Consider the following 26,124-nt stretch of genomic DNA (forward strand, 5'->3'; position numbering starts at 1 on the left):
CAAGGTCTACTGCGGAGTGACGTACGCGCCGGAGATGCCGCCGTCCACCAGGAAGGTGTTGGCGGTCATGAACGAGGAGTCGTCGCTGGCCAGGAAGGCCACCGCGGCGGCCAGCTCCTCCGGCTCGGCGAAGCGGCCGAGGGGGATGTGCACCAGGCGGCGGGCGGCGCGCTCCGGGTCCTTGGCGAACAGCTCCTGCAACAGCGGCGTGTTGACCGGCCCCGGGCACAGCGCGTTCACCCGGATGCCCTCGCGGGCGAACTGCACGCCCAGCTCCCGGGACATCGCCAGCACCCCGCCCTTGGAGGCCGAGTACGAGATCTGCGAGGTGGCCGCGCCCATCACCGCCACGAACGAGGCGGTGTTGATGATCGAACCCTTGCCCTGCCGCTGCATGTGCGGGATGGCGTACTTGCAGCACAGGTAGACGGAGGTGAGGTTGACCTCCTGGACCCGGCGCCAGGCGTCGATGCCGGTGGTCAGGATGGAGTCGTCGTCGGGCGGCGAGATGCCGGCGTTGTTGAAGGCGATGTCGAGGCGTCCGTACTCGGCCACGGCGGTCTCGTACATGGCCTTCACCGCCTCCTCGTCGGTGACGTCGGCCTGCACGAACAGGCCGCCGACCTCGTCCGCTGCGGCCTTGCCGGAGACCGGGTCCAGGTCCACGCAGACCACGTGCGCGCCCTCGGCGGCGAAGCGGCGGGCGGTGGCCAGGCCGATGCCGCTGCCGGCCCCGGTGATGACGGCGACGCGCCCGTCCAGGCGCTGGGTGTGGGTCATGGTGCTATTCCTCCGTGGAGATGAAGACGTTCTTGGTCTCGGTGAACGCGTCGAGCGCGTCCGGGCCGAGTTCGCGGCCCAGACCCGACTGCTTGAAGCCGCCGAAGGGGGTGGTGTAGCGGACCGAGGAGTGCGAGTTGACGGACAGGTTGCCGGACTCCACGCCGCGCGCCACGCGCAGCGCCCGGCCGACGTCCCTGGTCCAGATCGACCCGGACAGGCCGTACTCGGTGTCGTTGGCGATGCGCACGGCGTCCGCCTCGTCGTCGAACGGGACGACGGTGAGCACCGGGCCGAAGATCTCCTCGGTGAAGGCCGGGGAGTCCAGGGCGACCGGGGCCAGGACGGTCGGCGGGAACCAGAAGCCGGGGCCGTCCGGGGCGCTGCCGCGGAAGGCGACCGGGGCGTCGGCGGGGACGTACCCGGCGACCGCGGTGCGCTGGGCGGCGGAGATCAGCGGACCCATGTCGGTGTCCGGATCGGCCGGGTCGCCCACGCGCAACGCGGCGACGGCGGGCTCCAGCAGGGCCAGGAACCGGTCGAACACCGGGCGCTGCACCAGCAGTCGGGAGCGGGCGCAGCAGTCCTGCCCGGCGTTGTCGAACACCGAGGAGGGCGCGGAGGCCGCCGCCTTGGCCAGGTCGGCGTCGGCGAAGACGATGTTGGCGCTCTTGCCGCCGAGCTCCAGCGTGACCGGCTTCACCTGCTCCGCGCAGCCGGCCATGATCTGCTTGCCGACCCGGGTGGAGCCGGTGAAGACGACCTTGCGGACGTCGGGGTGGCTGACGAAGCGCCGGCCCACCAGCGAGCCGCGTCCGGGCAGGATCTCCAGCACCCCCGGCGGCAGCCCTGCCTCCAGGGCCAGTTCGCCCAGCCGGATCGCGGTGAGCGGGGTCAGCTCGGCCGGCTTGAGCACCACCGTGTTGCCGGCCGCCAGCGCCGGGGCCAGGCCCCAGGCGGCGATCGGCATCGGGAAGTTCCACGGCACGATCACGCCGACGACGCCGAGCGGCTCCTTGAACGTGACGTCGAGCCCGCCGTGCACCGGGATCTGCCGGCCGAAGTTGCGTTCCGGCGCCGCCGCGTAGTACTCGAGGACGTCGCGGACGTGCCCGGCCTCCCAGCGGGCATTGCCCAGGGTGTGGCCGGAGTTGGCGACCTCCAGCCGGGCCAGGTGCTCCCGGTCGGCGTCCACGGCGGCGGCGAAGGCCCGCAGCAGCCGGGCCCGGTCGGCGGGCGCGGTGGTGCGCCACTGCGCGTAGGCGGCGTGGGCGCGGGCGACGGCGGCGTCGGTCTGCGCCAGGGTCGCCAGCGGCACGGTCGTGATGACCTCTTCGGTGGCGGGGTTGACCACCTGGCAGAGGCTCGGGGCGTGGTCCGGGTCGGACGGTCGGGTCATCGGGCTTCCACCTTCTCTCGCGTCTGCGTCGTCTCTCGCGGTTGCTGCGGCCGGTCGGCGTCGGGGCGGGCGCGGGTGTCCCGGCAGGCGGCGACGAAGGCGGCGAACAGCCGCGGGTCCTGGTCGTCCGTCTCCGGGTGCCACTGCACGCCGACGGTGAAGCGGGCCCCGGTCAGTTCGAGGGCCTCGACCGACTCGTCCTCGCTCCAGGCCGAGGGCAGCAGGCCCTCGCCCAGGCGGCCGACCGCCTGGTGGTGGTAGCAGCGCACGGCGGCCGCGCCGCCGAGGATGCCGCCGAGCCGGCTGCGCGGGCGGATCCGCACGGCCTGCCGGGCGTAGGTGGCCGGGGCGGGCTGGTGGCCGCCGTGGCCGAGCCGGTCGGGCAGGTGCTGGATCAGCGCGCCGCCACGGGCGACGTTGAGCAGCTGCATGCCCCGGCAGACCCCGAGGACCGGCAGATCGCGCTCGAGAGCGGCGTCCAGCAACCGGAGCTCCCACGCGTCCCGGGTGGTGTGCGGTGCCCCGGTCAGCGGGTGGGCCGGCTCCCGGTAGCAGGCCGGGTCGACGTCCGGGCCGCCGGCCAGGAGCAGTCCGTCGAGGGCGGCGACGGCCCGGCGGGCGCCGTGCTGCTGCGGGGGCAGCAGCACCGGCACGCCCCCGGCGGCGGTCACCGCGTCCACGTAGGTCTGCGGGACCAGCGCGGCCGGCTGCCGCCAGACGCTCCAGGCGGCCTGGTCGAGGTAGCTGCTGATGCCGATCAGCGGACGGACGGCGTCGGCGGCGTCGTTGTCGGCTGCGTCGTCGGCTGCGTCGTCGTAGGCGGCCTCCTCGTGGGCGCCGGTCACAGCCGTTCGAAACTGCGGCGGCGCTCCCAGTCGGTCACCGCCGCGTCGAAGGCGGCCAGTTCGACCCGGCCGGCGTGGGTGTAGTGGGCCACCACGTCCTTGCCGAAGGCCTCGGCCGCGGCCGTGCTGTGCTCGAACAGCTGGACCGCGTCGCGCAGCGTGGCCGGCACCCGGGGCGCGTCGGAGGTGTAGGCGTTGCCGGAGAGTTCGGGTTGCAGCGGCAGCTGGTTCTCGATGCCGTGCAGGCCCGCCGCGATCAGCGCGGCCACCGCCAGGTACGGGTTGACGTCGCCGCCGGGCACCCGGTTCTCGAAGCGCAGCGAGGGCCCGTGGCCGACCACGCGCAGCGCGCAGGTGCGGTTGTCCGCGCCCCAGGCGATGGCGGTGGGCGCGAAACTGCCCGGCGCGTAGCGCTTGTAGGAGTTGACCGTGGGTGCGAGCAGCAGCGAGAACTCGGCCAGGCAGGCGAGTTGTCCGGCCAGGAAGTGCTCCATCACCGGCGAGAAGCCGTGCGGTCCGTCGCCCGCCATCACCGGTCGGCCCTCGCCGTCGCGCAGGCTCAGGTGGATGTGGCAGGAGTTGCCCTCGCGCTCGTTGTACTTGGCCATGAAGGTCAGGCTGACGCCCTCCTGCGCGGCGATCTCCTTGGCGCCGGTCTTGTAGACGGAGTGGTCGTCGCAGGTGACCAGGGCCTGGTCGTACTTGAAGGCGATCTCGTGCTGGCCCGGGTTGCACTCGCCCTTGGCGGACTCCACGGTCAGCCCGGCGCCGGCCATCTCGTTGCGGATGCGGCGCAGCAGCGGCTCCACCCGGCCGGTGCCCAGGATCGAGTAGTCGACGTTGTACTGGTTGACCGGCGAGAGCCGGTGGTAGTCCTTGTCCCACGCCTGCTCGTAGCTGTCGGAGAACACGATGAACTCCAACTCGGTTCCCACGTAGGCGTTCCAGCCGTACGCGGCGAGCCGGTCCAGCTGTCGGCGGAGGATCTGCCGGGGCGAGACGGTCACCGGTCCGCCGTCGTGGCCGAGCACGTCGCACTGGACCATGGCGGTGGCCGGGTGCCAGGGCACGCGCCGCAGCGTGGACAGGTCGGGCTGGAAGACGATGTCGCCGTAGCCGTTCTCCCAGGAGGAGTTCTGGTAGCCGTCGACGGTGTTCATCTCGACGTCCACGGCCAGCAGGTAGTCGCAGCCCTCGGCGGCGTTGGCGAGGACGTCGTCCAGGAAGAAGTCGGCGGCGATGCGCTTGCCCTGCAGGCGGCCCTGCATGTCGGTCATGGCCAGGACGACGGTGTCGATCTCGCCGCTGTCGATGAGGGCGCGCAGCTCGTCCAGGGTCAGGCGGGGGTGGTGCGGGCGCATCAGATGTTCTCCAGTTCCTGCTGGGCCGCGGCCGGTTCGGCGCTGCCCTGGACGTTCGGCCCGGTGAACCAGCGGCGGGCCGAGACCAGCCACCACACTCCGGCGAAGCCGAGCACCGCGAGGACGGCGACCGGGGTGTAGTTGAAGCTGGTGGCGGTGATCGGGCTGACGGTGGGGAGCATGAACAGCACGGTGATCAGCGCCGTCCAGACCACGGCCAGCACGCCGACCGGCCTGCTCCAGCGGCCGAGGTGCCAGGGGCCGCGCCGGAACCGCTCGCCCTGGCGCAGCCGCAGCAGCACCGGGATGACGTAGGCGATGTACAGGCCGATCACGGACACCGAGGTGACGGCGGCGTAGGCGGTGGCGTTCCACAGGTCGGGCACGCCGAGCAGGAAGGCGAAGCCGGTGGCCAGCCAGACGGCGTTGGTGGGGGTCCGGGTGCGGTCGTTGATCCGGTGCCACAGCTTGGAGCCGGGGAGTGCGCCGTCCCGCGAGAAGGCGTAGATCATGCGGGAGTTGGCGGTGACCGAGGCCATGCCGCAGAAGAACTGGGCGCCGATGGCGATGACCATCAGCAGCTTGGCGCCGGTGTCGCCGATGGCGTCGATGAAGATCTGCGCCGGGGGCACGCCGGTGGCGCTGTTGAGTTCGCCGGTGTAGTTGCGGATGGCGAAGGTGATGCCGAGCAGCAGGATCCATCCGGCGACCAGCGAGACCAGGATCGACATGACGATCCCGCGCGGGCCGGAGCGGGCGGCGTCCTTGGTCTCCTCGGTCATGTGGGCGGAGGCGTCGTAGCCGGTGAAGGTGTACTGCGCCAGCAGCAGCCCGAGCAGGCCGACGTAGATCGGGCTGTGGAAGCCGGTGTTGTTGACGAACTTGGTGAACACGAAGGAGGCCGAGGCATGGTGGTCGGGCACCAGCACCAGCACGCCGACGATGATCAGCACCCCGAACAGGTGCCACCACACACTGACGTTGTTGAAGACCGAGACCAGCTTGACGCCCAGGGTGTTCAGCAGGCCGTGGATGGCCAGGATCACCGCGAAGATCAGCACGGTGTGGCCGGGGGTGGCGGCGAAGCCGAACTGCATCTCCAGCAGGGCGTTGGTGAAGAACGCCGCGCCGAAGTCCACACCGGCGGTGACCGCGACCTGTCCGAGGAAGTTGAACCAGCCGGTGAACCAGGCCCAGGCCGGGCCCCGGGAGGGCGCGAGCGCCGCGGCCCAGTAGTACAGCCCGCCGGCGGTCGGGTAGCTGGAACAGACCTCGGCCATGGCCAGGCCGACCAGCAGGGTCATCAGTCCGACCAGCGGCCAGCCCCAGGTGATCATCGCCGGGCCGCCGGTGTTCATGCCGAAGCCGTACAGCGTCAGACAGCCCGAGAGCACCGAGATGATGGAGAAGGAGACGGCGAAGTTGGAGAAGCCCGACATCGAGCGGGCCAGCTCCTGGGTGTATCCCAGCTCGCGCAGCCGCTGCTCGTCGGCCGATTCGGCGCCGGGGGCGCCGGGGGCGCGTACCGCGGTGCCATCCGCTGCGGGTTCAGCAGACATGGGCACCTCCTTGAGGTGTCGTGTGTGTCGTGGGGAATCGAAGGGGAGCGCGCCGGTACCGGCCGTGCCTGCCCCGGAAATCCATTGGTTTAAAACCAGTCCATTGACGTGTTGCACACCGTTTCACCTCGTAACGGCGCCGTCAAGACTCGCTGTGCTACGGACTCCCGCCGACTGTGTTTCGGTACGGCGGCGGGGCCCGTGAGGCCGCGCTGACACGCGTCAGGCCCTCCCCGCGCGGGTGCGGGGAGGGCGTGCGGGGTCCTGGCCGGTCAGCCGGTGACGCTGGCGCTGCCGGTCTCCAGGTGGCCGGTGAAGCGGCGGGACCAGGCCGGGTCCAGGTTGTTGGTGACGGTGAAGTCGTACCAGCCGTTGTCGTACGCGACCGCGTTGAAGTAGTCCGAGGCGCTGCCCCCGGCCGGAACGCTGTACGTCCACGGGCCGTCGCTGCGGTAGTTGGTGGAGGTGATGGTGAACACCGCGGTCGTGCCGGAGGCGGCGGCGTTGGTCATGGTGAACCACACCGCGAGCTTGCCGGTGCCGGAGGCGACCGCGTAGGAGCTGGTGGCCTCCAGGTTCTTGCCGATGGTGGTGGCGTTCCCGGCGAAGTGCCGCAGGAAGCGGTTGGGGCCGGTCATGGTGAAGTCGTAGGCACCGTTGCCGTAGCCGGAGCCGATGTTGTAGTAGTCGCCGGCGGTGCCGTCGGTCCCGGTGGCGGCGTTGTACGCGGGCACGGTGTACTGCCACGGGCCGCCGCTGCGGTTGGCGTTGGCGTAGACGGCGAAGTGCGCGGCGCTGGTGGCGACCGCGCCCTCGTTGGACATCTTCAGCCACAGCAGGATCTTGTTGCCGGAGTCGAACTCGAAGTGGTCCACCGAGCCGTTGGGCTGGTACGGCAGCGCCCGGGCGGGCCTGGTGCCGGACTCCTGCGCCGGCAGCGCGTTGGTCTGCGGGGCCGGGTTGGGCAGCGGGTCGCAGGCGGTCTGCGCCCGGACGACGGCGGTGGCGGGCAGCGCGGGCAGGCCGTTCACCGGGCTGGTGAAGTCGAAGGCGCCGGTGAGGTCACCGCAGACCTGGCGCCGCCAGGCGCTGATGTTCGCGCAGGTGGCGGGGGTGCCCAGGGCGGCCGTCCAGGTCTCCAGGAAGCGGATCACCGAGGTGTGGTCGTAGACCTGGGAGTCCACCCAGCCGCCGCGCGACCACGGCGAGACCACGACCATCGGCACCCGGAAGCCGAGGCCGATGTTGCTGCCGTCGTAGAACTCCCCGGCCGTTCCGGCGGGCGCGGCGGGCGGCGGCACGTGGTCGAAGAAGCCGTCGTTCTCGTCGTAGTTCAGGAACAGCACCGTGGAGTCCAGCACCGTGCTGTTGGACGCCAGGGCCTGGAGCACCAGGTCGATGAAGTAGGCGCCGTTGCCGGGCGGGGCGTCGGGGTGCTCGCTGGTGTTCTGGTCGGCCACCACCCAGGAGACCTGCGGCAGCGTCCCCGCCCTGGCGTCGGCGGCGATGGCGTCGGCGATGTCCACCGGGGTGTTGCCGGTGGAGGGCACCGAGGCCATGCCCTTCTGGTAGAGCGCGCTGCCGGTGGCGGCGTTGGCGAACTGCTTGAAGTACGCCAACGCGTTGTCGCCGAAGTTGTCGCCCGCGTTCTGGTAGACCTTCCAGCTGACGCCGGCGTTCTGCAGCGCCTCGGCGTAGGTCTGCCAGCTCAGCCCGGACTCGTCGCCGCCGTCGTACGCCGGGCCGCCCGCGGTGCCGCCCGGGTCGATCATGCCGCTCCACAGGTAGGTGCGGTTCGGGCCGGTGGCGCTGATGATCGAGCAATGGTACGCGTCGCAGACGGTGTAGGCGTCGGCCAGCGCGTAGTGGAACGGGATGTCGGAGCGCTCCAGGTAGCCCATGGTCCGCACCGAGCCCTTGGCGGCGACCCAGCCGTCCATCCTGCCGCTGTCCCAGGCGGCATGCTGGGTGGACCAGCCGTGGTCCAGCGAGCCGTCGCACTGGGCCAGGGTCTCCGGGGTCTGGCTGTCGGCGGCCGCGGTGTCGCTCAGCTGCCACGGGTACTGCCGGGAGGAGCCGTTGGGCTGGTTGAACACCGAGTAGCCACCGGCGATGGCGATGGCCGAGCGGTCGGCGAACCCGCGCACACCCTGGAGCGTGCCGAAGTAGTGGTCGAAGCTGCGGTTCTCCTGCATCAGCACCACGACGTGCTTGACGTCCTTGATGGTGCCGGTGGCCCCGGCCGCCGAGGCGCGCGGGGCGGTTCCGGGCAGGGCGTCCAGGCCGACGGCGGCGCCGAGGGCGGCCGCGGAGCCGAGGAAGGTGCGGCGGGTGAGAGGGGACACGGCGTCCTCCGGGAGTGGGGGTCGGAGCAGGGCGGGAGCGCCCACGGCAACGCGCCCGACGGCAGCGTTCGACGCCGGGAAAAGGGGGGTTGACGCTCCGTCAGACACGGGCACGGGCGGTTCCGGCACATGGGGAGGGCGCCGGAGCAGGACCGCCCAATGGGCTGGGACCAGTCCTTTGGCGCATTGTCTACCCGCCGTCCGACGGGGGTGTCAAGGGGCCCCGTGGGCGCTGCGGACGGGGTGGGCGACCGCAAGTCGGGGGTTCTGAAATGGATCTGACGATTCAGCAGCGGCCAGGTGAACCGCTGCCCCGCGGAGCCTTGACGCGCCACGGCCAGAGTCGCACACTCGGCTCCGGGCATGTTTGAATCTGCTGGATTTCTTTGCATAACGCGCACACATGATCACCCGAGTCGGGAGCCCGCCCACGAGAGGACCGTTCCCCGTGCCCGCACACCTGCGCTGCCGCAACGCGGGTAGGGTGAGCCGCTGTGAGCGAGCCACTCGTACAGGACGGCCGGACCGACTGGGGAGGCGGCCGGATCTTCCGGCCCGTCCGAGCCGGCAACGCGTTCGAGGAGACGGTCGAGCGCATCCTGCAGGCGGTGAAGCTCGGCGTGTTCCGCTACGGGGACCGCCTGCCGGCCGAGCGCGACCTCGCCGTACGGCTGAACATCAGCCGGGTCACCCTGCGCGAGGCCATACGCTCGCTGCAACAGGCCGGGTACGTCGAATCCCGGCGCGGACGCTACGGCGGCACCTTCGTCACCTACCGGACGACCGCGCCCGGCCCGGACGAGCTGCGCCGGGTGGCCGAGGACATGGGCGGGGAGCTGGCCGACGCGCTGACCTTCCGGCTGGTGCTGGAGACCGGCGCGGCCGAGCAGTCCGCCCGGCGCAGCCTCAGTGCCGAGCAGCGCGCCCACCTCCAGCGCCGGCTGACCGAGCTGGAGCAGGCGCCCCCCGGGGAGTACCGGCAGGCCGACTCACGGTTCCACCTGGCGATCGGTGAGCTGACCGGTTCGGACTCGCTGGCCGCCAGCATCGCCGACGTCCGGATGCGGCTGAACGACCTGCTCAACGCCATCCCGATGCTGGACCACAACATCGAGAACTCCACCGCGCAGCACCGCGCCATGGTCCAGGCCATCCTCTCCGGCGACCCGGAGGGGGCCCGGCGGGCCACCGAGGAGCACCTGGCCGGCACCGCCGCGCTGCTGCGCGCCTTCCTGGGCTGAGGCCGGGCCGAGGCCGGGGTGAGCCCGGGGCTGAGGCCGTCCGCAGCGCGGCGGCGGTACGGACGGCCCCGCGCCTGCGGCTACTTGCGGACCGTGTAGCCGCCGTCCACCGGCAGCGGAAGGCCCGGTGACGGGGGAGCGACTGGAGCGGCGGTCAGCAGGCGCGGCCCCTCGCGCCCGGCCGCTCCGCGGGGCCGCCGTCCTGCCGGGCGGTGTGCGCGACCAGGGTGTGGATCAGCGCGCCGACCTGGTCGACGTCGGTCAGCGGCTCGGCGAAGACCAGCCGGGCGTCGCGCTGGGCCCTCGGGTACTCCAGCCGCAGCACGATGCCGTACCGGTCGAGCGCGAGCGGGACCACCCGGACGACGCCGAGCAGGTCCTGCGGGTGGATCAGCCGGGTCATGGCGGCGACCTGGTCCCGGTGGTCCTCGTCGAGGTGGATCAGCAGCGCCGCCTCGAAGGGCGCCACCGGGTCGGGCTCGGCCGCGCAGAGCCCTGCCGGATCGACCAGGGTGGTCTCCCTGCCGGTGGCCAGGGCCACCTGACGGGGTTCCAGCAGCATGGTGACGGTGCCCTCGGGGCCGGGCTGCGGCGGGTGCAGCCGACCGGCGATGCGGACCCGGGCGCGGATGCGGCCCCGGACGGCGACCGGGGCGACGTCGGTCCACTCGATCAGCGCGGGCGCGCCGCCGCCGGGGGTGCAGGCCGCGTCCCCGGCCAGCCGGGAGTCGGCCGGCACCCGCAGCCGGATGCCGTCGCCGAAGCCGACCAGGCCGCTGCCGTGCAGGTCCTCGCGGTCGCCGTTGGCGATGACGGTCATCGAGGCGGCGGCCGCGATGACGCTGCGGATGCGTTCGGCAGGGGACGGTTCGGTCGCCCGGGGCGCGTCGGTGCTCATATGCCCTCCATCTACTTAGGTAAGCCTAACCTTATTAAACGCTGACCCGCGCGCCAAGCCGACCCCCCGGCACGGACTGCGCCGAAGCCTCGGAGCGGTCGGCTCAGGTCTGCGACCATGGAGGCATGTTCGAGCGCACTCCAGGCCCCTGGCCCGGGCCCGATCGCCGACGGCAGTCCCGCCCGGGGCTCACCCACGCCGCCGTGGTCGCCGCCGGGCGGGCCGTGATCGAGCGGGGCGGCCTGGACGCGCTGACCATGCGGGCGGTCGCCGCCGAACTGTCCACCGCCCCGGCCTCGCTGTACCGCCATGTCGCCGACCGCGATGCGCTGCTGCTGGCGATGCTGGAGCAGATCGCCTCCGGGCTGCCGGTCGAGGTCCCCGGGACCACCCCGCACGACCGGCTGCTGCGGCGGCTGCTGGACGCCCACGGCCACCTGTCCGACCACGTCTGGGTGCTGCACCTGCTGATCGGGGGCGAGGCCGCCGCCGAGAACGCCATGGCCTTCACCGACGCCTGCCTGGCCGACTTCCTGGCCGCCGGGCTCACCCCCAGGGCCGCCATGGCCGCGTACCGCTCGGGCTGGCAGCTGGTCCTGGGCGAGCTGCTGGAGCAGCACCCGATCCGGCCTGCGCCCGAGCCGGACCGGCGTCAGCGGGCCCCGGCCGCCGTCGATCCGCAGCGGCTGCCCGCGTTGGACCGCTGCTCCCGGGAGGCCCCGGACGCCGCCGGGCGCGAGCGCGAGTTCGCCCGCAGCCTGGACGCGCTGCTGGTCGCGCTGCTGGCCGGGGCCGGTGCCCCGGTGGACCGGAGCGGCGGGCCGCAACCCCCCGCGTGCTAGTGTGACCAGCCGCCGGACCAGGGCGCGCTGACGCGTGCCCGCCGGCAGCGCGCCAGGCAGCGAAGCCGGTGACGTCCGCCCGGCGGACCAGTCCGGCGCTGTCCCGCAACTGTGACGGCCCCGCCGGTGGCGGGGCCCAAGCCAGGCCGCCTCCTGCCGCGCTACGACATCGACCCTCGTGGGAAGGGCGATCCGTACCGGTCGCAGGGCACGGCTGCCCTGCCCTTCGGCGGGCTCGCGCCTTCCCGCCCCTCACGGCAGGACGTGGCGCACATGCTCAGCAGGTATCGGCCCGGCCGACGCGGACCGGTCGTCCGCGCCCTCACGGCGGGAGCCGCCGCCCTCGCGGGCGTGACCCTGGTCGCCGGCTGCGGCTCCAGCAGCGCGCACAGCGCCGCCCCGGCCTCCTCCGCGCCGTCCGCGCCGTCCGCCGCGGCGTCCTTCCCGGTCACCGTGGCGCCGGAGAACGGCAGCGTCACCGTCAAGGCGCAGCCCGAGCACATCGTCTCGCTCTCCCCCACCGCCACCGAGGACCTGTACGCGGTCGGCGCCGGCAAGCAGGTGGTCGCGGTCGACTCGTACTCCGACTACCCGGCCGGCGCCCCGGTGACCAGCCTCAGCGGGCTGACCCCGAACATCGAGGCCATCGTCAAGTACAGCCCGGACCTGGTGATCGCCTCGCAGGACTCCGGCGGCCTGGTCGCCAAGCTCACCAAGCTGGGCGTGCCGGTGCTGATCGAGCCCTCCGCCGCCACCCTGGCCGACGCCTACGCCCAGATCGGCCAGATCGGCGCGGCCACCGGCCACCCCGCGCAGGCCGCGAGCACCGTCGCCGCCATGAAGGCGCAGATCGCCGCCGACGTGAAGCAGGCCGGCTCGGGCAACTCCGCCGTGAGCTACTACTGGGAGCTGAGCGCCAACCCGTACTACTCGGCGACCTCCTCCACCTTCATCGGCCAGATCGCCTCGCTGTTCGGGCTGAAGAACATCGCCGACGCGGCCGACAAGGCGTCGGACGGCGGCTACCCGGAGCTGTCGCAGGAGTACATCGTCTCGGCGAAGCCGCAGATCGTCTTCCTCGCCGACAACCAGGCGTCGGACGGCGGCCAGACGCCCGCCCTGGTCTCCGCCCGCCCCGGCTGGTCCGGCATCCCGGCGGTCAGGGACCACCAGGTGGTCGGCCTGAACGACGACATCGCCTCGCGCTGGGGGCCGCGCCTGCCGCAGCTGGTCGCGCAGCTGGCGCAGGCCGTCGAGAAGACCGAGGGCAAGTGAGCCGGGAGGGGTCGCGGCGGTGAGCGCCGGGGCCGGGCGCACGCTGCGGACGGTGCGCGCCTACGGCGTCGCGGTGGCCTTCCTGCTTGTCGCGGTGCTGGTCAGCACGGTCGTCGGCGCGGCCGGCCTGGACCCGTGGGCCACCGTCGCGGCGCTGCTGGACCGGCTGCCGCTGGTGCACCTCTCGTCCGGGCTGAGCCCCCTGGACCGGGCCGTCCTGTTCGACATCCGGCTGCCGAGGATCGTGCTGGGCGCGCTGGTCGGCGGGCTGCTCGCGGTCTCCGGCGCCGGCTACCAGGGCGTGTTCCGCAACGCCCTGGTCGACTCGGGGCTCCTGGGCGCCTCGGCGGGCGCGGGCCTGGGCGCCACCGTCGCCATCGTCTACCTCGGCGGCACCGGCCAGGCCGCGGTGCCGGTGGCGGCGTTCGTCGGCTCGCTGGCCGGGGTCGCCGTCGCCTACCTGGCGGGCGCCTCCGGCGGGCCGGGGACGGCCACGCTGCTGCTGGCGGGCCTGGCGGTGGGGATGTTCCTGACGGCCGTGCAGACGTACCTGCTGCAGCGCTCCTCGCAGGACCTGCAGCAGGTGTACTCCTGGCTGCTCGGCTCGCTGGCCGACGCCGGCTGGCACCAGGTGCTGGTCGTCCTTCCGTACGCGGCGGTGAGCACCGCCGTGGTGCTGCTGCACGGACGCCACCTGGACGTGCTCGCCGTCGGCGACGAGGAGGCCCGCTCGCTGGGCCTGCGCCCGGGCTGGATCAGGCTGGCCGTGGTGGCCGCCTGCGCGCTGGCGGCGGCCACCGCCGTCGCCGTGAGCGGGCTGATCGGCTTCGTCGGCATCATCGTGCCGCACGCGGTGCGCCGGCTGGCCGGGACCTCGTACCGGGTGGTGCTGCCGCTGTCGCTGCTGGTCGGCGCCGGGTTCCTGGTCCTGGCCGACACTCTGGCCCGGACCGTGATCGCCCCGGCCGAGCTGCCCATCGGCGTGGTCACCGCGCTGATCGGCTCGCCGGTCTTCGTCTGGATCCTGCGCACCACCAGGACGGTGCGCACATGACCGCGCCTGCGGACGGCGACCCCGGCGTCCCCCCGGGCCTGGAGGTGCGCGGGCTGGACGTCGACCTGGAGCGCGCCCCGATCGTGCGCGGCGTCTCCTGCGCGGTGCAGCCCGGCGGCTGGCTGGCGGTGCTCGGGCCCAACGGCGCGGGCAAGTCCACCCTGCTGCGCGCCGTCGCGGGGCTGCTGCCGTACCGGGGCACGGTCACCGTCGGCGGCGCCGACGCCGGTGCGCTGGGCGGCCGGGAGCGCTCCAGGCTGATGGCGTACGTGCCGCAGTCGCCGGTGCTGCCGCCCGACATCACCGTCGCCGAGTACGTCCTGCTCGGCCGCACCCCGCACCTGGGCTACCTGGCCGGCCCCGGGCGGCACGACCGCGAGGTCGCCGCGCGGGCCGCCGAGCGGCTGGACGTCTCCCGCTACGCCGACCGGCGGCTGGCCACCCTGTCCGGCGGCGAGCGGCAACGGGTCGCCCTGGCCCGCGCGCTGGCCCAGGAGCCCCGGCTGCTGCTGCTGGACGAACCCACCTCGGCCCTGGACATCGGCCACCAGCAGCAGGTCCTGGACCTGGTGGACGAGCTGCGGCGGACCCAGCGACTGACCGTGGTCAGCACCCTGCACGACCTCACCACCGCCGGGCAGTACGCCGACACGCTGGTCCTGCTGGACGGCGGCCGGGTGGAGCGCAGCGGGCCGGCCGCCGCCGTGCTCACCGAGCCGGTGATCGCCCGGGTCTACCAGGCCCGGGTCACGGTGACCGCCGACCCCCGGGGCCGACCCGTGGTCACCCCGGTCCGCAGCAACGACTGCTGACCCGGCGCCGGACGCGCCGGACGCCGGTACCGGGTCGGACGCCCGTACCCGTCAGCCGACGCCGACCGGCACGGCGGCGGCGCGCTCGCTGCGCAACTGCTTGAGCCGGGCGATGTCCCGGGCGTGCAGCGCCCCCTCGACCCGGTCCGGCGCGTGCCGGTCGTCCGGGGTCTCGATGACCAGCGGGACGCCCTCGGTGGCCGGGTGCACGAACAGCTCGCCGAAGGGGTCGGCCCCGATGTGCCCGGCGCCGATGTTGGCGTGCCGGTCCTTGCGGGCCCCGGCCACGTCCTTGGAGTCGTTGGCGTGGATCAGCCGCAGCCGCCCCGGCCCAGCGGCGGCCACCAGCTCGTCCAGCATCCGCGCGGTGCCGCCGGAGGCGGCCAGGTCGTGCCCGGCGCCGAAGGCGTGGCAGGTGTCCAGGCAGACGCCGACCCGGGGGTGGCGCTCCAGGGCCTCGGTGTAGTCGGCGAGGTCCGCCATCCGCGAGCACAGCGAACTGCCCTGCCCGGCCGTGGGCTCCAGCAGTAGCCAGGGCGCCTGCCCGCCGTAGCCGTCCAGCTCGTCCAGCAGCGGCAGCACCCCCGCCCGGACCAGCCGCAGCGCCTGCTCCCGGCTGCCGCACAGGGCCGAGCCAGTGTGCACGACCACCCCGGACGCGCCGATCGCGTGGGCCCGGTGCAGCGAGTGGCGCAGCGACTCGGCCGAGCGCTCGCGGGTCGCCGCCGAGTCCGAGCCGAAGTTGATCAGGTACGGGGCGTGCACGTAGGCGGAGATGCCGCGCTCGGCGCAGCCCGCGCGGAACGCCTCGTCCTGCGCGGGGTTGCCGGCCGGGACCGCCCAGCCCCTCGGGTTGGCAACGAAGACCTGCACGGTCTCCGCCCCCACCTTGTCGGCGTAGGCCAGGCCGGTGCCGGCCAGGCCGCGCCCGGCGACCGGGACGTGCGCGCCGACGGGGTTGCGCGGGGCAGGCGGGGTCATGCCCCCAGGATCGCATGTGCCAGGCTGGCCCACCGTGACCACCTGGAACAGGACCCTCGACGCCGCCGGCATCACCGCACCCGGGCTCCGCGAGGACTACGCGCAGGCGCGGAGCACGGTGGCCGGCTTCAAACGCGACGCCTACCTCGCGGTACGGCTGCTGGTCGCCCCGGAGCTGGTGCCGCACGTGCTGGCCGCCACCGCGTTCATGCACCGCACGGACGACCTGCTGGACTCCGGCAGCCCGGACCGGCGGCCGGAGGCGTACGCCGGGTGGGAGCGCGAGGTGCGCGCGGCGCTGGACGGCGACGGGACGGCCGGGCTGCCGCTGGTGCGCGCGCTGCGGCACAGCTGCGCCGCGCACCCGGTGCTGCGCCCGCACATCACCGCCTTCCTGGACACCGCCCGCACCGACCTGGAGTTCACCGGCTTCCGGAGCGAGGCGGACTACCAGCACTACATCGACGCCTACTCGCTGCCCGCGCTGATGGTGGTGGCCTGCCTGCTCGCCCCGGTCGACCCGGACGGCCGGGTGGACGCCGGGTTCCGGGCGGCGTGCCGCACCTACATCGACGGCAGCCAGCGGCTGGACTTCGTCAACGACCTGGCCGAGGACCTGGCCGCCGACCGGCTGACCGTGCCCGAGGACGCGCTGAAGCGCTACGGCGTGACCCGCGAGGATCTGGCCGCAGGCCGGGCCACCGCCGAAGTCCGGGCGCTGCTGGGGCAGTTGCTGGGGCAGGCGCGGGCCAGCCTGGAGGCCGGGCGCGGGCTGGCCGGGCTGACCGCGCCGGTCAACCGCCCGCTGGTGCGGGCGCTGGTCGGACTGGACCTGCTGACGGCGCGGGAGGCGGCGGACGCCGGTGACGCCCTGCTGCGCGGCCCGCTGCGGCCGTCCGTCCCGGCCGCGCTCGGGCTGCTGCTGCGCGAGCACCGCGCCGCCCGCCGGGCCCGACGTCGGCCGGGCGACTAGGCAGCCGGGCGACTAGGCGGGAGGTCCGACGGCCCCGGCCGGGGGCGTCCCGGGGTCGGCCCTGGAGGCACTATTGACGTGTCCATGTCACCGGGAGGATTCTCTGACGCACCACCACGCGGCCCCGGCCCGCGCGTCACCCACAAGGGGGATCCATGCCCAACCAGGCTTCCGCCTGCCTGCTCGCCCTGGGCCTCACGGCCACGGCGCTGGCCGCACCGGCGCTGGCCGCTCCCGCCCTGGCCACGACCGCCCTGGCCGCTCCGGCGAGCGCCACTTCAGCACTGGCGGCCCACGCCGGTCAAGGCCCCGCCCACCGGCTCGTCCGGCACAAGGGGGCCAACAACAGCTGGGGCGGCTACGCGGTGACCGGCGGGACCTTCCATACCGTCACCGGCGACTGGACCGTCCCGGCCCTGGACTGCTCGGCCACGGCGGGCGACATCTCCTTCTGGTCCGGCCTCGACGGCTGGACCAGCAGCTCGGTGGAGCAGATCGGCCTGGACGCGGTGTGCACCAAGAACGGCGCGGTGCAGTACAACCCGTGGGTCGAGATGTACCCGGCCAACTCCATCTACTTCACCGAGACCGTCAAGGCCGGTGACGAGATGGACTCGTCGGTGACCACCAACGGCAGCGGCTCCTTCACCCTGGTCCTGGCCGACCCGACCCAGGGCTGGACCAAGACCTACACCAAGACCGCCAAGTCGGTGGCGCTCAGCTCCGCCGAGGTCATCGTGGAGGCGATAGGCAGCCAGACCATCCCGCCCTGCCCGGACTTCCACCAGGTCCAGTTCACCGACGTCACCGCCGACGGCGTCCCCTTCGCCTCCGCGGGCACGGTGAACAGCACCAACCTGGAGCGCAGCGGCACCCTGCTCACCCAGGACGGCACGCTCGGCGGCACCGCGTTCCCGGTCGCCTGGCTGCACGCCTGACCGGGGCCGCCCACGGTCGTGGGGCGGCCCGGCCGACCGGTCAGGGCCGGTCGGCCCGCCCCGTCCGGGCAGCAGCGGCTGCCAGGCAGGACACCACCTCGGCGTCCGAGGTCTGGGTGAAGTCGGCGTAGAACTGCCCGACCCCGAAGAACACCGCCGGGGTGCGCAGGCAGACCAACTCGTCGGCGGCGTCCGCCAGCCGTTCGGTCCAGTCCCGGGGCGCGACCGGGACGGCGACCACCACCCGGGCCGCGCCCTGCCGGGCGGCGATCCGGCAGGCGGCCCGCGCGGTCGCCCCGGTGGCGACGCCGTCGTCCACCAGCACCGCCGTACGGCCCTCGATCGGCGTCCGGGCCCGGCCGCCCCGGTAGCGGTCGACGCGCCGGAGCAGCTCGATCCGCTCCCGCCGCTCCACCTCGGCCAGCTCGTCCGCCGAGGTGCCGGTCAGCCGCACCACCTCGTCGTCCACCACGCGTACCCCGCCCTCGCCGATGGCGCCCATGGCCAGCTCCGGCTGGAACGGCGCGCCGAGCTTGCGCACCAGCACCACGTCCAGCGGCGCGCCGAGGGCCGCGGCGACCTCGGCCGCCACCGGCACCCCGCCGCGCGGCAGGCCGAGCACAACCACCGGGCCGCCGCCGAGACCGCGCAGCCGGTCGGCCAGCTGCCGCCCGGCGTCACGGCGGTCGCTGAAGTACACAGTGGACCCTCCTCGGCCTTCCCGTCCGGGCGGCCCGCGTCAGGGCGAGCCGACCGGCGCCGGAGGGCGACGCCGGGGTGAACGAGCTCGGCGGCGGTGGCGGGGGCGGCGGGGTGGTCCCGCCGCTGGGCGAGGTGGTGGCGGTGGACGACGACGGCGGGGTCGAGTGCGAGGGGCGCAGCCCGGTGCGGGCATGGAGCAGGGGAGACGTGCCCGCGCCGCTGGGCCCGGCCATGGCCAGCAGGGTCTTCTCGGCGACCGGGAAGGACACCGCGTCCAAGAGTGCCCGGCGCTCCGGGCCGACGCGTACCTCCAGGCCGTCGACCTGCAGCGAGACCTCGCCGGCGTCGATGTACTCCTGCAGTTCGTCGCCGACCAGGCAGAACACCGAGTGGCCGATGGTCGGCGATCTCGTAGCGGCCGTTGCTGTGGGTACGCAGTTCGGCGTGGTCGCGGGAGACCGCGAGGTCTTCCACGACACGACCCGGTCGTTGTCGGTGGCCCGGCCGATCCGGACGGTGCGGGCGGGGACCCGGCGCACGGAGGTGGGCGGGCGGCCCACGCCGGTGATCGCGGTCAGCGCGGAGGGCTGCCGGACGCTGTCAGCGGGGCTCGGCAGGCCGCTCACCGGGGCTCCGGGCGAAGCGGATCGCTCTCCCATGAGGAAAGCGTAGCTCCGGGTTCCGGCTCGCGCCTGCGGCGGAGCGGTCCGGCCCGGTGTCCCGTTCGGGTGAAATCCGGCCGGGCCGGTCCTGGTGCGGGCGCGCCCCCGGCATCGGCACGGCTCCCGGCGCGCGCCCGCCGTCCCGGGAGTCGGCGCAGGTCACAGCCATGCCGATGGCCGGCGGACGGCTGCGGAACCCGTCGCCGCGGTGTTGTCGGGGCGACGGGAGGGGGTGCGCGAATCTGCCAACGTGAAGCCACCATCAGCCCGACCGATTGGAGACGCAGATGAGCCGTGCACCCGGACGATACGGAAAGCTCGGTCCCCAGTTCCCGGTGGCCCTGCGGGACTTCACCGCCTACCAGGCCGTGCCCCTGCCCACGCCGCCCGCCGCCGTCGACTGGGCCACCGGGGTCTCCGACTGGCCCATGGACGGCAACGACGAGTACGGCGACTGCACCATGGCCGCCGCCGCGCACATGATCCAGTCCTGGAACGCGCAGACCGGCGAGCAGGACCCGGTACCGGCCGACCGGCAGGTCGTCAGCGAGTACCTCAAGCTGACCGGGGGCAAGGACACCGGCCTGGTCGAGTCCGACGTGCTGAAGACCTGGCAGCGCACGGGCCTGTGGGGCAACAAGGTGGTGGCCTACGCGCCGGTCAACGTGCACGCGCTGACCGCGATCCAGCAGACCATCGCCCTGTTCGGCGGGGTCTACGCGGGCATCCAGGTGCCGGCCAACGCGCAGCAGCAGTTCCAGGACGGCCAGCCGTGGACGCTGGTCACCGGCTGGCAGCAGCAGCCGATCGAGGGCGGCCACGCCGTACCGCTGCTCGGCTACGACGCCGACTGGCTGTATGCGATCACCTGGGGCGCGGTCCAGCAGGTCTCCTGGGACTGGTGGTCCACCTACGCGGACGAGGCGTGGGCGGTGCTGCCCGAGCAGTACCGGCAGGCGGGCACGGTCAACGGCATCGACCTGGGCGCCCTCACCGCCGACCTCAAGCAGGTCTGACGCTCCGTCATCAATGGTTAGGGAAGGGGCAGCTGCGCCCGCCACCGGGCCGACGCCGCCGGTCCGGCCGGGTCACTCGACGGCCGGCAGCTCCGGCAGCGGGAACCCGGCCACGGCGAACACCCGGCGGGGCTGCGGGCGCAGGCCGCCGATCCGCAGCAGCGCCCCGGCCTCCCGGCAGCGCTGCCGCAGATCGGTGACGAAGGCCAGTCCGCTGGTGTCCATGAAGGGGACACCGGTGAAGTCCACCCGAACCTCCCGGACCTCCCGGACGCCGCGCGAGACCTCCGCGGCCGCCAGGACGATCGTGGCAGTCGCGGCCGTGCCCCGCTTCCGTCGGATGACTCAATCCCCGACCGTTCCGCGCGGCGGGACGGCGACGGCCCGGACGGCCGATGTGTTGCGCCGGTGTACCACTTGGGCGGAAACTGAGACGAGGTCAGCTGCCCGCCTCTACTCTCCGGTTCTAGCCGAGTCGTGAAGACTCGATGAAGACGGAGGGAACTTAGTGAAAAGGACCCGGATGCTCGCCGGGCTGGCGGCGCTCGCGCTGGTCGGCTCGACGGCGTTGGCGTTAGCCCCGGCCGCGACCGCCGCGCCGGACGCGCCCATCGCGTTCACCTCGAACAACCTCTCCACCTGGCAGACCAACGGCGTGGTCTGGGCGCTGGCCCAGACGGGGGGCACGGTCTTCGCCGGCGGGAGCTTCACCGCCATCCGGCCTCCGGGGTCCGCGATCGGGACCAACGAGACGCCTGCCGCCAACTTCATGGTGCTGGACGCCGCCACCGGCGTGCCCACCGGCTGCGGCCTCAACTTCACCATCAGCAGCGGCACCGCGACCATCCGGGCGCTGGCGGTCTCCCCCGACGGCCGGACCCTCTACGTCGGCGGCTACTTCGACCACGTCAACGGCGTCTACGTGAACAGCCTGGTGGCGATCGACATCGCCACCTGCTCGCTGGTCCCGACCTTCCACCCGCAGGTCAACGCAACGGTCAGAACCATCCTGCCGACCAGCACCGGCGTCTACATCGGCGGCGACTTCACCTCGGTCGACGGGACGGCCCGCCAGCACCTGGCCGAGGTCACCACGGTCGGCGACACCGCCCCGGGCTCGCTGCTGTCCTGGGCGCCGACGACCGACCTGACCGTGCGCTCGATGGTGCTCTCGCCGGACGGCACCGACCTGGTGGTCGGCGGTGACTTCTTCACCCTCAACGGCGCCGACTCGCACGCCCTGGGCATCGTCGACCCGGTCACCGGGGCGACCATCAAGGACTACCCGCTGGGCTTCATCGAGCAGAACTCCGTGGTCAAGGACCTGGCGACGGACGCCACCGGCTTCTACACCGCCAACGAGGGCACCGGCGGCGGGGTCTTCGACGGCCGCATCGCCATCGACTGGTCCACCCTGAACCAGCGTTGGCGTGACACCTGCCTCGGCGCGACCCAGGCCGTCCTGGTCTACGACAACGTGCTGTACGCCGGTTCGCACACCCATGACTGCTCCAGCATGGGCGAACAACCGGACGGGCGGCGGCAGCACCTGATCGCCGAGACCACCAGCAGCGGCATGGAGTACCCCTGGTACCCGGACACCAACGACGGCCCGAGCCCCAACGTCGCCCCGCCGGGCCTGCCCACGGTGGAGGAGATCGGGCCCCGGGCGATGACCGTGGCCACCGAGAACAACCAGCCCTACCTCTGGGTCGCGGGCGAGTTCACCACCGTCAACGGCAGCCCGCAGCAGGGCCTGACCCGCTTCGGCGACGGCCCCGACCTGGCCGCGCCCAGCGTGCCCGCGATCACCAGCTCCGCCACCACCGCCGGTACCGTGCAGCTGCGTTGGCGGACGGCCACCGACACCGACGACGGCACGCTCACCTACAAGCTGTACCGGGACGGCGGCAGCACGCCCGTCTGGACCGGCACCGGCAGCTCCTACTGGTGGTCGCGGCCGCAGCTGTCGTACCTCGACACCGGCCTGGTGCCCGGCAGTTGGCACACCTACCGGGTGACCGCCGGCGACGGCACCAACACCACCACCTCGCCGACGTACACCATCCGGGCTGCTCCGGCCACGCTGCCGTACGCCAGCCAGGTGCTCGCCGACGGGGCCCAACTGTACTGGCGGTATGACGAGGCGTCAGGAAGCTTCATCGGTGACACTTCGTCAGCGAACCAGAACGGCTACTTCAACGGCGGCGGCACCTGGCGCGACGGCACCGGCGCGATCGCCGGGGACGCCAGCACCGCGCTGGGGCTGAACGGCACCAGCGGCTTCGTCTACGACGAGACCGCGCAGCCCAGTCCGGCCACCTTCAGCATCGAGACCTGGTTCAAGACCAGCACCACCAGCGGCGGCGTGCTGGTCGGCTTCGGCGACAAGCAGACGGCCGCCTCCGGCAACTACGACAAGCACATCTACATGACCAACAGCGGCCAGCTGGTCTTCGGCACGTACAGCGGCGGCACCCAGACGGTGATCACGCCGAACGCGTACAACGACGGCCAGTGGCACTACGCCGTCGCCACCCAGGGGCCGGGCGGCATGGCCCTGTACGTGGACGGCAGCCGGGTCGGCAGCAACACCTCGGCCACCGCCAACCAGCAGTACCAGGGCTACTGGCACGTGGGCGCGGACAGCCTGGGCGGCTGGCCCGACCAGCCGAGCAGCAGCTACTTCCAGGGCATCGTCGACGAGACCGCCGTCTACCCGGGCGTGCTGACGCCCACGCAGGTCGCCACCCACTACACCCTGGCCGGCGGCACCGTGGCCGTGCCGCCGACGCCCTCCGACAGCTACGGCAAGGCCGTCTACAACGACGCGCCGAGCAGCTACTGGCGGCTGGACGAGACCAGCGGCACCACCGCCGCCGACGCCTCCAACAACGGCAACACCGCCGCCTACGGCACCGGGGCGACCCTCGGCGCACCGGGCGCGCTGCCCACCGGGGACGGCACCGCAGTGACCCTGGACGGCGCCTCGGACGGCATCGTCAGCGCCAACAACTCCTCGGCCTCGCCCAGCTCCTACTCCACCGAGCTGTGGTTCAGGACCACCACCGCCGTCGGCGGCAAACTCATCGGCTTCGGCAACAGCCAGACCGGGTTGTCGGGCAACTACGACAAGCACGTCTACATGACCGACAGCGGCCAGCTGGTCTTCGGCACCTGGAACGGCTCGGCGGACACCATCACCTCGTCCGGCGCCTACAACGACGGCGCCTGGCACTACCTGGTGGCCACCCAGGGCGCGTCCGGCATGGCGCTGTACGTCGACGGCACGCTGGTGGGCACCAACCCGACCACCACCAGCCAGGCGTACAACGGGTACTGGCGGGTCGGCGGGGACAACCTCAACGGCTGGCCCAACCAGCCGGACAGCGACTGGTTCGCCGGGTCGATCGACGAGGTCGCGGTGTACCCGACGGCGCTGACCGCCGCGCAGGTGGCCGCGCACTACGCGGCCGCGACGCACTAGCGCAACGCCTCGGCGGGGGACGCCGGTTGGCCGGCCCATAGCGACCGGCGTCCCCACGCGGCAAGCCGTACAACTCAGCCAAATTCCGGCTACTTCCAAGAGAAGCGCATATGTACTGACCAAGTACAGATATCTTCAGACGACGCATCGCGTGACGTGAACATGCGGGTACCACGGGTCCACAACACCTGCGGGGGGAAACTTGCGATCGATCGATGCCTCAGCCACGGCGACACAGCACCATCCGGACGACGCGAACCGGCCATCTCGGCCCGCCGCCTCCGATCGCCGGCCGGACGGTCCGAAAACCGCCGTCCTCGGGGACGCGCTCGGCGCACTGCTGCCCATGGGACTGGTCCTCAGCCTCCAGCACGAGGCCGCCCACTCCTGGCTGGTGGCCCTGGTCACCGCCGTGGCCTGGGTCGGCGTGGGGCTGGCCCGCGGCCGCTACACCCGGCACAGCCTCGGCGAGACCGCCGCCCTGCGGCCGGTGCTGTGGGACTGGTTCGTCCTGCTCGGCCTGCTGGCGGTGTTCCGCACCTACTTCGAACTGTCGCTGCTGCCCGGCCCCTCCCTGGTCGCCCTGGTCCTGCTGCTGCTGATCACCTGCGCCCGAAGGAAACTGACGCAGCGTCGATTACTCCGTATGCACCGGATGGGCCTCGCCGTGCAGCGCGTGCTGGTGGTCGGCACCCCCCGGGCCGTGGACAGCGTGGTGGACCGGCTCGCCAAGCAGACGCACCACGAGTACGTGGTGGTCGGCGCCTGCCTGGTGGGCGAGGGCGAACCCGGCACCGGAACCACCGTGGCCGGCAGGCTGGACGCCGCACCGGCGGCCCCGGGCAGCGCACCCGGCCTCTCGCTGGTCAAACCGCACCCGCAGGGACAGGCCGGCCTCCAGGCCGACCGGGACGAGGCCGACCGCGCCACCGTGCTGTCGGCCGCCGAGGAACTCGACGCGCAGAGCGTCTTCGTCGCCACCGGCTCGTGGCTGGCCGGGGAGCGGCTGCGGCGGCTGAGCTGGGCCGTCCACGAGTCAGGGCGGGCGCTGTCGGTGCTGCCGGGCATCGTCGAGGTCGCCTCGCGCCGGGTCGGCCTGAGCAGCGCCGCCGGACTGACCCTGCTGCACGTGGCCGCGCCGGTGGGGGCCGGGCTGGCGCGCACCGCCAAGAGCGTCGGTGACCGGGTCGCCGCCCTGCTGCTGCTGGTCACCCTGACGCCGCTGCTGCTGGCCCTGGCGCTCACCGTGAAACTCAGCTCGCGCGGCCCGGCCCTGCACCGGCAGACCCGGGTCGGCCAGCACGGCGAACCGTTCACCATGTACAAGTTCCGGTCGATGGTGGTGCACGCCGAGCGGTTGCGCGACGTGCTCGCCGAGCACAACGACCACGACGGGCGGATGTTCAAACTGCGCCGCGACCCCCGGATCACCCGGGTCGGCGCGGTGCTGCGCCGCTACTCGCTGGACGAGCTGCCGCAACTGCTGAACGTGCTGATGGGGCACATGTCCCTGGTCGGCCCGCGCCCGCCGCTGCCCGCCGAGGTCGCCGACTACACCCCGGTGGAGCTGCGCCGGCTGCGGGTCCGCCCCGGGCTCACCGGGCTCTGGCAGGTCAGCGGCCGGTCCGACCTCACCTGGGACGAGACCGTCACGCTGGACCTGCGCTACGTGGACAACTGGTCGCTGGGCGTGGACGCCCAGGTCCTGGCCCGGACGCTACGGGCGGTGGCCGAGGGCCGGGGAGCGTACTGACCCCATGGGCACCTCCCAGCGCGACTCCCCGAGCCGCGACTCCCCCGGCCACGGCGTCCCCGCTCGCGGTTCCGCTCGCGGCCCCGCCGCGACCGGTCCGGGCCCGGCGGCAGGCGCGGTACCGCCGCCGGACCCGCCCGGGCCGCTACCGGCCCGCGCCCCGCGCGGCGGCCTCGTTCTCCAGCCACCAGGCGTACGTCCCGGCGATCCCCTCGCGCAGCCCGATCTGCGGCTTCCAGCCCAGCCCGGCCAGGCGGGAGATGTCCAGGAGCTTGCGCGGCGTGCCGTCCGGCTTGGAGGTGTCGTAGCCGATCGCGCCGGTGAACCCGGTCACCTCGGCCACGATCCCGGCCAGCTCGCTGATGGTCAGATCAGTGCCGCAGCCCACGTTCACCGGGGTGTCGTCGTCGTAGCGGCGCAGCAGCAGCTCGCAGGCGGCGGCCAGGTCGTCCACGTGCAGGAACTCCCGGCGCGGGCGGCCGGTGCCCCACAGCCGCACCTCGGGCAGGCCGTCCCGGGCCGCCTGGTGGAACCGCCGCACCAGCGCGGGGAGCACATGCGATCCGTCCGGGTCGAAGTTGTCGCCCGGCCCGTACAGGTTGGTCGGCATCGCCGAGACGAACGAGGCGCCGTACTGGCGGCGGTAGGACTGCACCTGGACGATACCGGCGATCTTGGCGATGGCGTACGCCTCGTTGGTCGGCTCCAGCGGGCCGGTGAGCAGCGCGTCCTCGGTGATGGGCTGCGGACTGAGCCTGGGGTAGATGCAACTGGAGCCCAGCAGCAGCAGTCGGCGCACACCGGCCTGGTGCGCACCGGCCACGACGCTGAGCTGGATCCGCAGGTTGTCCTCCAGGAACTGCACCGGATACGTGGAGTTGGCCAGGATGCCGCCGACCTTGGCGGCGGCCAGCACCACCGCGTCCGGACGCTGCTCGCGCAGGTGGGCGGCGGTGGCCCCGGCGTCGCGGAGGTCGAGTTCGGCACGGGTGCGGACGAGGACCTCGTAGCCGGAGGCGGCGAGGCGGCGACGGACGGCGGAGCCGACCAGTCCTCGGTGTCCGGCGACGAATATCCGGGCGGGCGGGGGCAGCAGATCGCCCTGCCGGTCGATCGGAAGCTCGGTCATGCCGCGATTCTGACATTCCCTGACTTGCCCCGGGATGTGCTTTCCGCAACCGGGCCCCCCGATACCGCCGGC

Annotated in this window: 21 protein-coding genes and 1 pseudogene; 10 read left to right on the forward strand and 12 right to left on the reverse strand. The window is 73.2% G+C overall.

Features of this window, described 5'->3' with window-relative positions:
* Nucleotides 1–6 precede the first annotated feature (6 nt).
* The 6 genes from GXW83_RS21175 to GXW83_RS21200 form a co-directional block, all read right to left on the reverse strand.
* On the reverse strand, nt 7–780 hold the full coding sequence (locus GXW83_RS21175) for a 3-oxoacyl-ACP reductase (RefSeq protein ID WP_182444588.1): 774 nt from the start codon (nt 778–780) through the stop codon (nt 7–9).
* 4 nt (nt 781–784) lie between these two features.
* Nucleotides 785–2,179 (reverse strand): aldehyde dehydrogenase, encoded by a 1,395-nt coding sequence (locus tag GXW83_RS21180; protein ID WP_182444589.1) that lies wholly within the window; start codon nt 2,177–2,179, stop codon nt 785–787.
* A complete protein-coding gene (locus GXW83_RS21185; protein ID WP_225447149.1) occupies nt 2,176–3,024 on the reverse strand; it encodes a gamma-glutamyl-gamma-aminobutyrate hydrolase family protein in 849 nt (282 codons plus the stop codon). The genes GXW83_RS21180 and GXW83_RS21185 overlap by 4 nt, the downstream gene beginning before the upstream one ends.
* On the reverse strand, nt 3,021–4,385 hold the full coding sequence (locus GXW83_RS21190) for a glutamine synthetase family protein (RefSeq protein ID WP_182444590.1): 1,365 nt from the start codon (nt 4,383–4,385) through the stop codon (nt 3,021–3,023). Before GXW83_RS21190 ends, GXW83_RS21185 begins: the two co-directional genes overlap by 4 nt.
* The gene (locus tag GXW83_RS21195; protein ID WP_182444591.1) at nt 4,385–5,944 is read right to left on the reverse strand and encodes an amino acid permease; all 1,560 of its coding nucleotides are present in this window, start codon (nt 5,942–5,944) and stop codon (nt 4,385–4,387) included. Before GXW83_RS21195 ends, GXW83_RS21190 begins: the two co-directional genes overlap by 1 nt.
* Before the next feature lie 272 nt (nt 5,945–6,216).
* Nucleotides 6,217–8,289, reverse strand: a complete 2,073-nt coding sequence (locus GXW83_RS21200) for a phosphocholine-specific phospholipase C (RefSeq protein WP_182444592.1) — start codon at nt 8,287–8,289, stop codon at nt 6,217–6,219.
* Between the two features lie 494 nt (nt 8,290–8,783).
* Here GXW83_RS21200 and GXW83_RS21205 point away from each other — a divergent pair, with 494 nt between their 5' ends.
* Complete coding sequence (locus GXW83_RS21205) at nt 8,784–9,530, forward strand: FadR/GntR family transcriptional regulator (RefSeq protein ID WP_182444593.1); 747 nt, start codon at nt 8,784–8,786, stop codon at nt 9,528–9,530.
* Between the two features lie 154 nt (nt 9,531–9,684).
* On the opposite strand, the gene GXW83_RS21210 is transcribed toward GXW83_RS21205, so the two are convergent.
* Nucleotides 9,685–10,428, reverse strand: a complete 744-nt coding sequence (locus GXW83_RS21210) for a DUF2470 domain-containing protein (RefSeq protein WP_182444594.1) — start codon at nt 10,426–10,428, stop codon at nt 9,685–9,687.
* A gap of 125 nt (nt 10,429–10,553) precedes the next feature.
* Here GXW83_RS21210 and GXW83_RS21215 point away from each other — a divergent pair, with 125 nt between their 5' ends.
* The 4 genes from GXW83_RS21215 to GXW83_RS21230 all read left to right on the forward strand — a co-directional run bounded on the left by GXW83_RS21215 (nt 10,554) and on the right by GXW83_RS21230 (nt 14,411).
* Nucleotides 10,554–11,270: a TetR/AcrR family transcriptional regulator gene (locus tag GXW83_RS21215; RefSeq protein WP_182444595.1), complete on the forward strand. Its 717-nt coding sequence runs from the start codon at nt 10,554–10,556 to the stop codon at nt 11,268–11,270.
* A gap of 273 nt (nt 11,271–11,543) precedes the next feature.
* A complete protein-coding gene (locus tag GXW83_RS21220) occupies nt 11,544–12,545 on the forward strand; it encodes an ABC transporter substrate-binding protein (protein WP_182444596.1) in 1,002 nt (333 codons plus the stop codon).
* Between the two features lie 19 nt (nt 12,546–12,564).
* Nucleotides 12,565–13,599, forward strand: coding sequence for an iron ABC transporter permease (locus tag GXW83_RS21225; RefSeq protein ID WP_182444597.1), 1,035 nt, complete (start codon nt 12,565–12,567; stop codon nt 13,597–13,599).
* A complete protein-coding gene (locus GXW83_RS21230; protein WP_182444598.1) occupies nt 13,596–14,411 on the forward strand; it encodes an ABC transporter ATP-binding protein in 816 nt (271 codons plus the stop codon). The genes GXW83_RS21225 and GXW83_RS21230 overlap by 4 nt, the downstream gene beginning before the upstream one ends.
* A gap of 51 nt (nt 14,412–14,462) precedes the next feature.
* Here GXW83_RS21230 and GXW83_RS21235 read toward each other — a convergent pair whose 3' ends face one another.
* Nucleotides 14,463–15,392: a deoxyribonuclease IV gene (locus GXW83_RS21235; protein WP_182444599.1), complete on the reverse strand. Its 930-nt coding sequence runs from the start codon at nt 15,390–15,392 to the stop codon at nt 14,463–14,465.
* Between the two features lie 34 nt (nt 15,393–15,426).
* Here GXW83_RS21235 and GXW83_RS21240 point away from each other — a divergent pair, with 34 nt between their 5' ends.
* Both GXW83_RS21240 and GXW83_RS21245 read left to right on the forward strand, forming a co-directional pair.
* A complete protein-coding gene (locus tag GXW83_RS21240) occupies nt 15,427–16,365 on the forward strand; it encodes a squalene/phytoene synthase family protein (RefSeq protein ID WP_225447150.1) in 939 nt (312 codons plus the stop codon).
* A gap of 155 nt (nt 16,366–16,520) precedes the next feature.
* Entirely contained in the window at nt 16,521–17,303 is a 783-nt protein-coding gene (locus GXW83_RS21245; RefSeq protein WP_182444601.1) for a G1 family glutamic endopeptidase, read from the forward strand.
* A gap of 64 nt (nt 17,304–17,367) precedes the next feature.
* Here GXW83_RS21245 and GXW83_RS21250 read toward each other — a convergent pair.
* Nucleotides 17,368–18,003 (reverse strand): annotated as a pseudogene (locus GXW83_RS21250) (phosphoribosyltransferase); the annotation flags it as partial.
* Nucleotides 17,981–18,664, reverse strand: a complete 684-nt coding sequence (locus GXW83_RS35395) for a hypothetical protein (protein WP_182444603.1) — start codon at nt 18,662–18,664, stop codon at nt 17,981–17,983. The pseudogene GXW83_RS21250 and the gene GXW83_RS35395, both read right to left, overlap by 23 nt.
* Before the next feature lie 290 nt (nt 18,665–18,954).
* On the opposite strand from GXW83_RS35395, the gene GXW83_RS21260 reads away from it, so the two are divergent.
* Nucleotides 18,955–19,683: a hypothetical protein gene (locus GXW83_RS21260; protein ID WP_182444604.1), complete on the forward strand. Its 729-nt coding sequence runs from the start codon at nt 18,955–18,957 to the stop codon at nt 19,681–19,683.
* Between the two features lie 72 nt (nt 19,684–19,755).
* On the opposite strand, the gene GXW83_RS21265 is transcribed toward GXW83_RS21260, so the two are convergent.
* The gene (locus GXW83_RS21265; protein ID WP_370466887.1) at nt 19,756–20,025 is read right to left on the reverse strand and encodes an STAS domain-containing protein; all 270 of its coding nucleotides are present in this window, start codon (nt 20,023–20,025) and stop codon (nt 19,756–19,758) included.
* A 166-nt stretch (nt 20,026–20,191) separates the two neighbouring features.
* Here GXW83_RS21265 and GXW83_RS35110 point away from each other — a divergent pair, with 166 nt between their 5' ends.
* Nucleotides 20,192–23,170: a LamG domain-containing protein gene (locus tag GXW83_RS35110; RefSeq protein ID WP_304940968.1), complete on the forward strand. Its 2,979-nt coding sequence runs from the start codon at nt 20,192–20,194 to the stop codon at nt 23,168–23,170.
* A 346-nt stretch (nt 23,171–23,516) separates the two neighbouring features.
* The gene (locus tag GXW83_RS21280; protein ID WP_182444606.1) at nt 23,517–24,923 is read left to right on the forward strand and encodes an exopolysaccharide biosynthesis polyprenyl glycosylphosphotransferase; all 1,407 of its coding nucleotides are present in this window, start codon (nt 23,517–23,519) and stop codon (nt 24,921–24,923) included.
* Between the two features lie 145 nt (nt 24,924–25,068).
* On the opposite strand, the gene GXW83_RS21285 is transcribed toward GXW83_RS21280, so the two are convergent.
* On the reverse strand, nt 25,069–26,052 hold the full coding sequence (locus GXW83_RS21285) for a GDP-L-fucose synthase (RefSeq protein ID WP_182444607.1): 984 nt from the start codon (nt 26,050–26,052) through the stop codon (nt 25,069–25,071).
* Nucleotides 26,053–26,124 lie beyond the last annotated feature (72 nt).

The sequence above is a fragment of the Streptacidiphilus sp. PB12-B1b genome (genome assembly GCF_014084125.1).
Taxonomy (GTDB): Bacteria; Actinomycetota; Actinomycetes; order Streptomycetales; family Streptomycetaceae; genus Streptacidiphilus.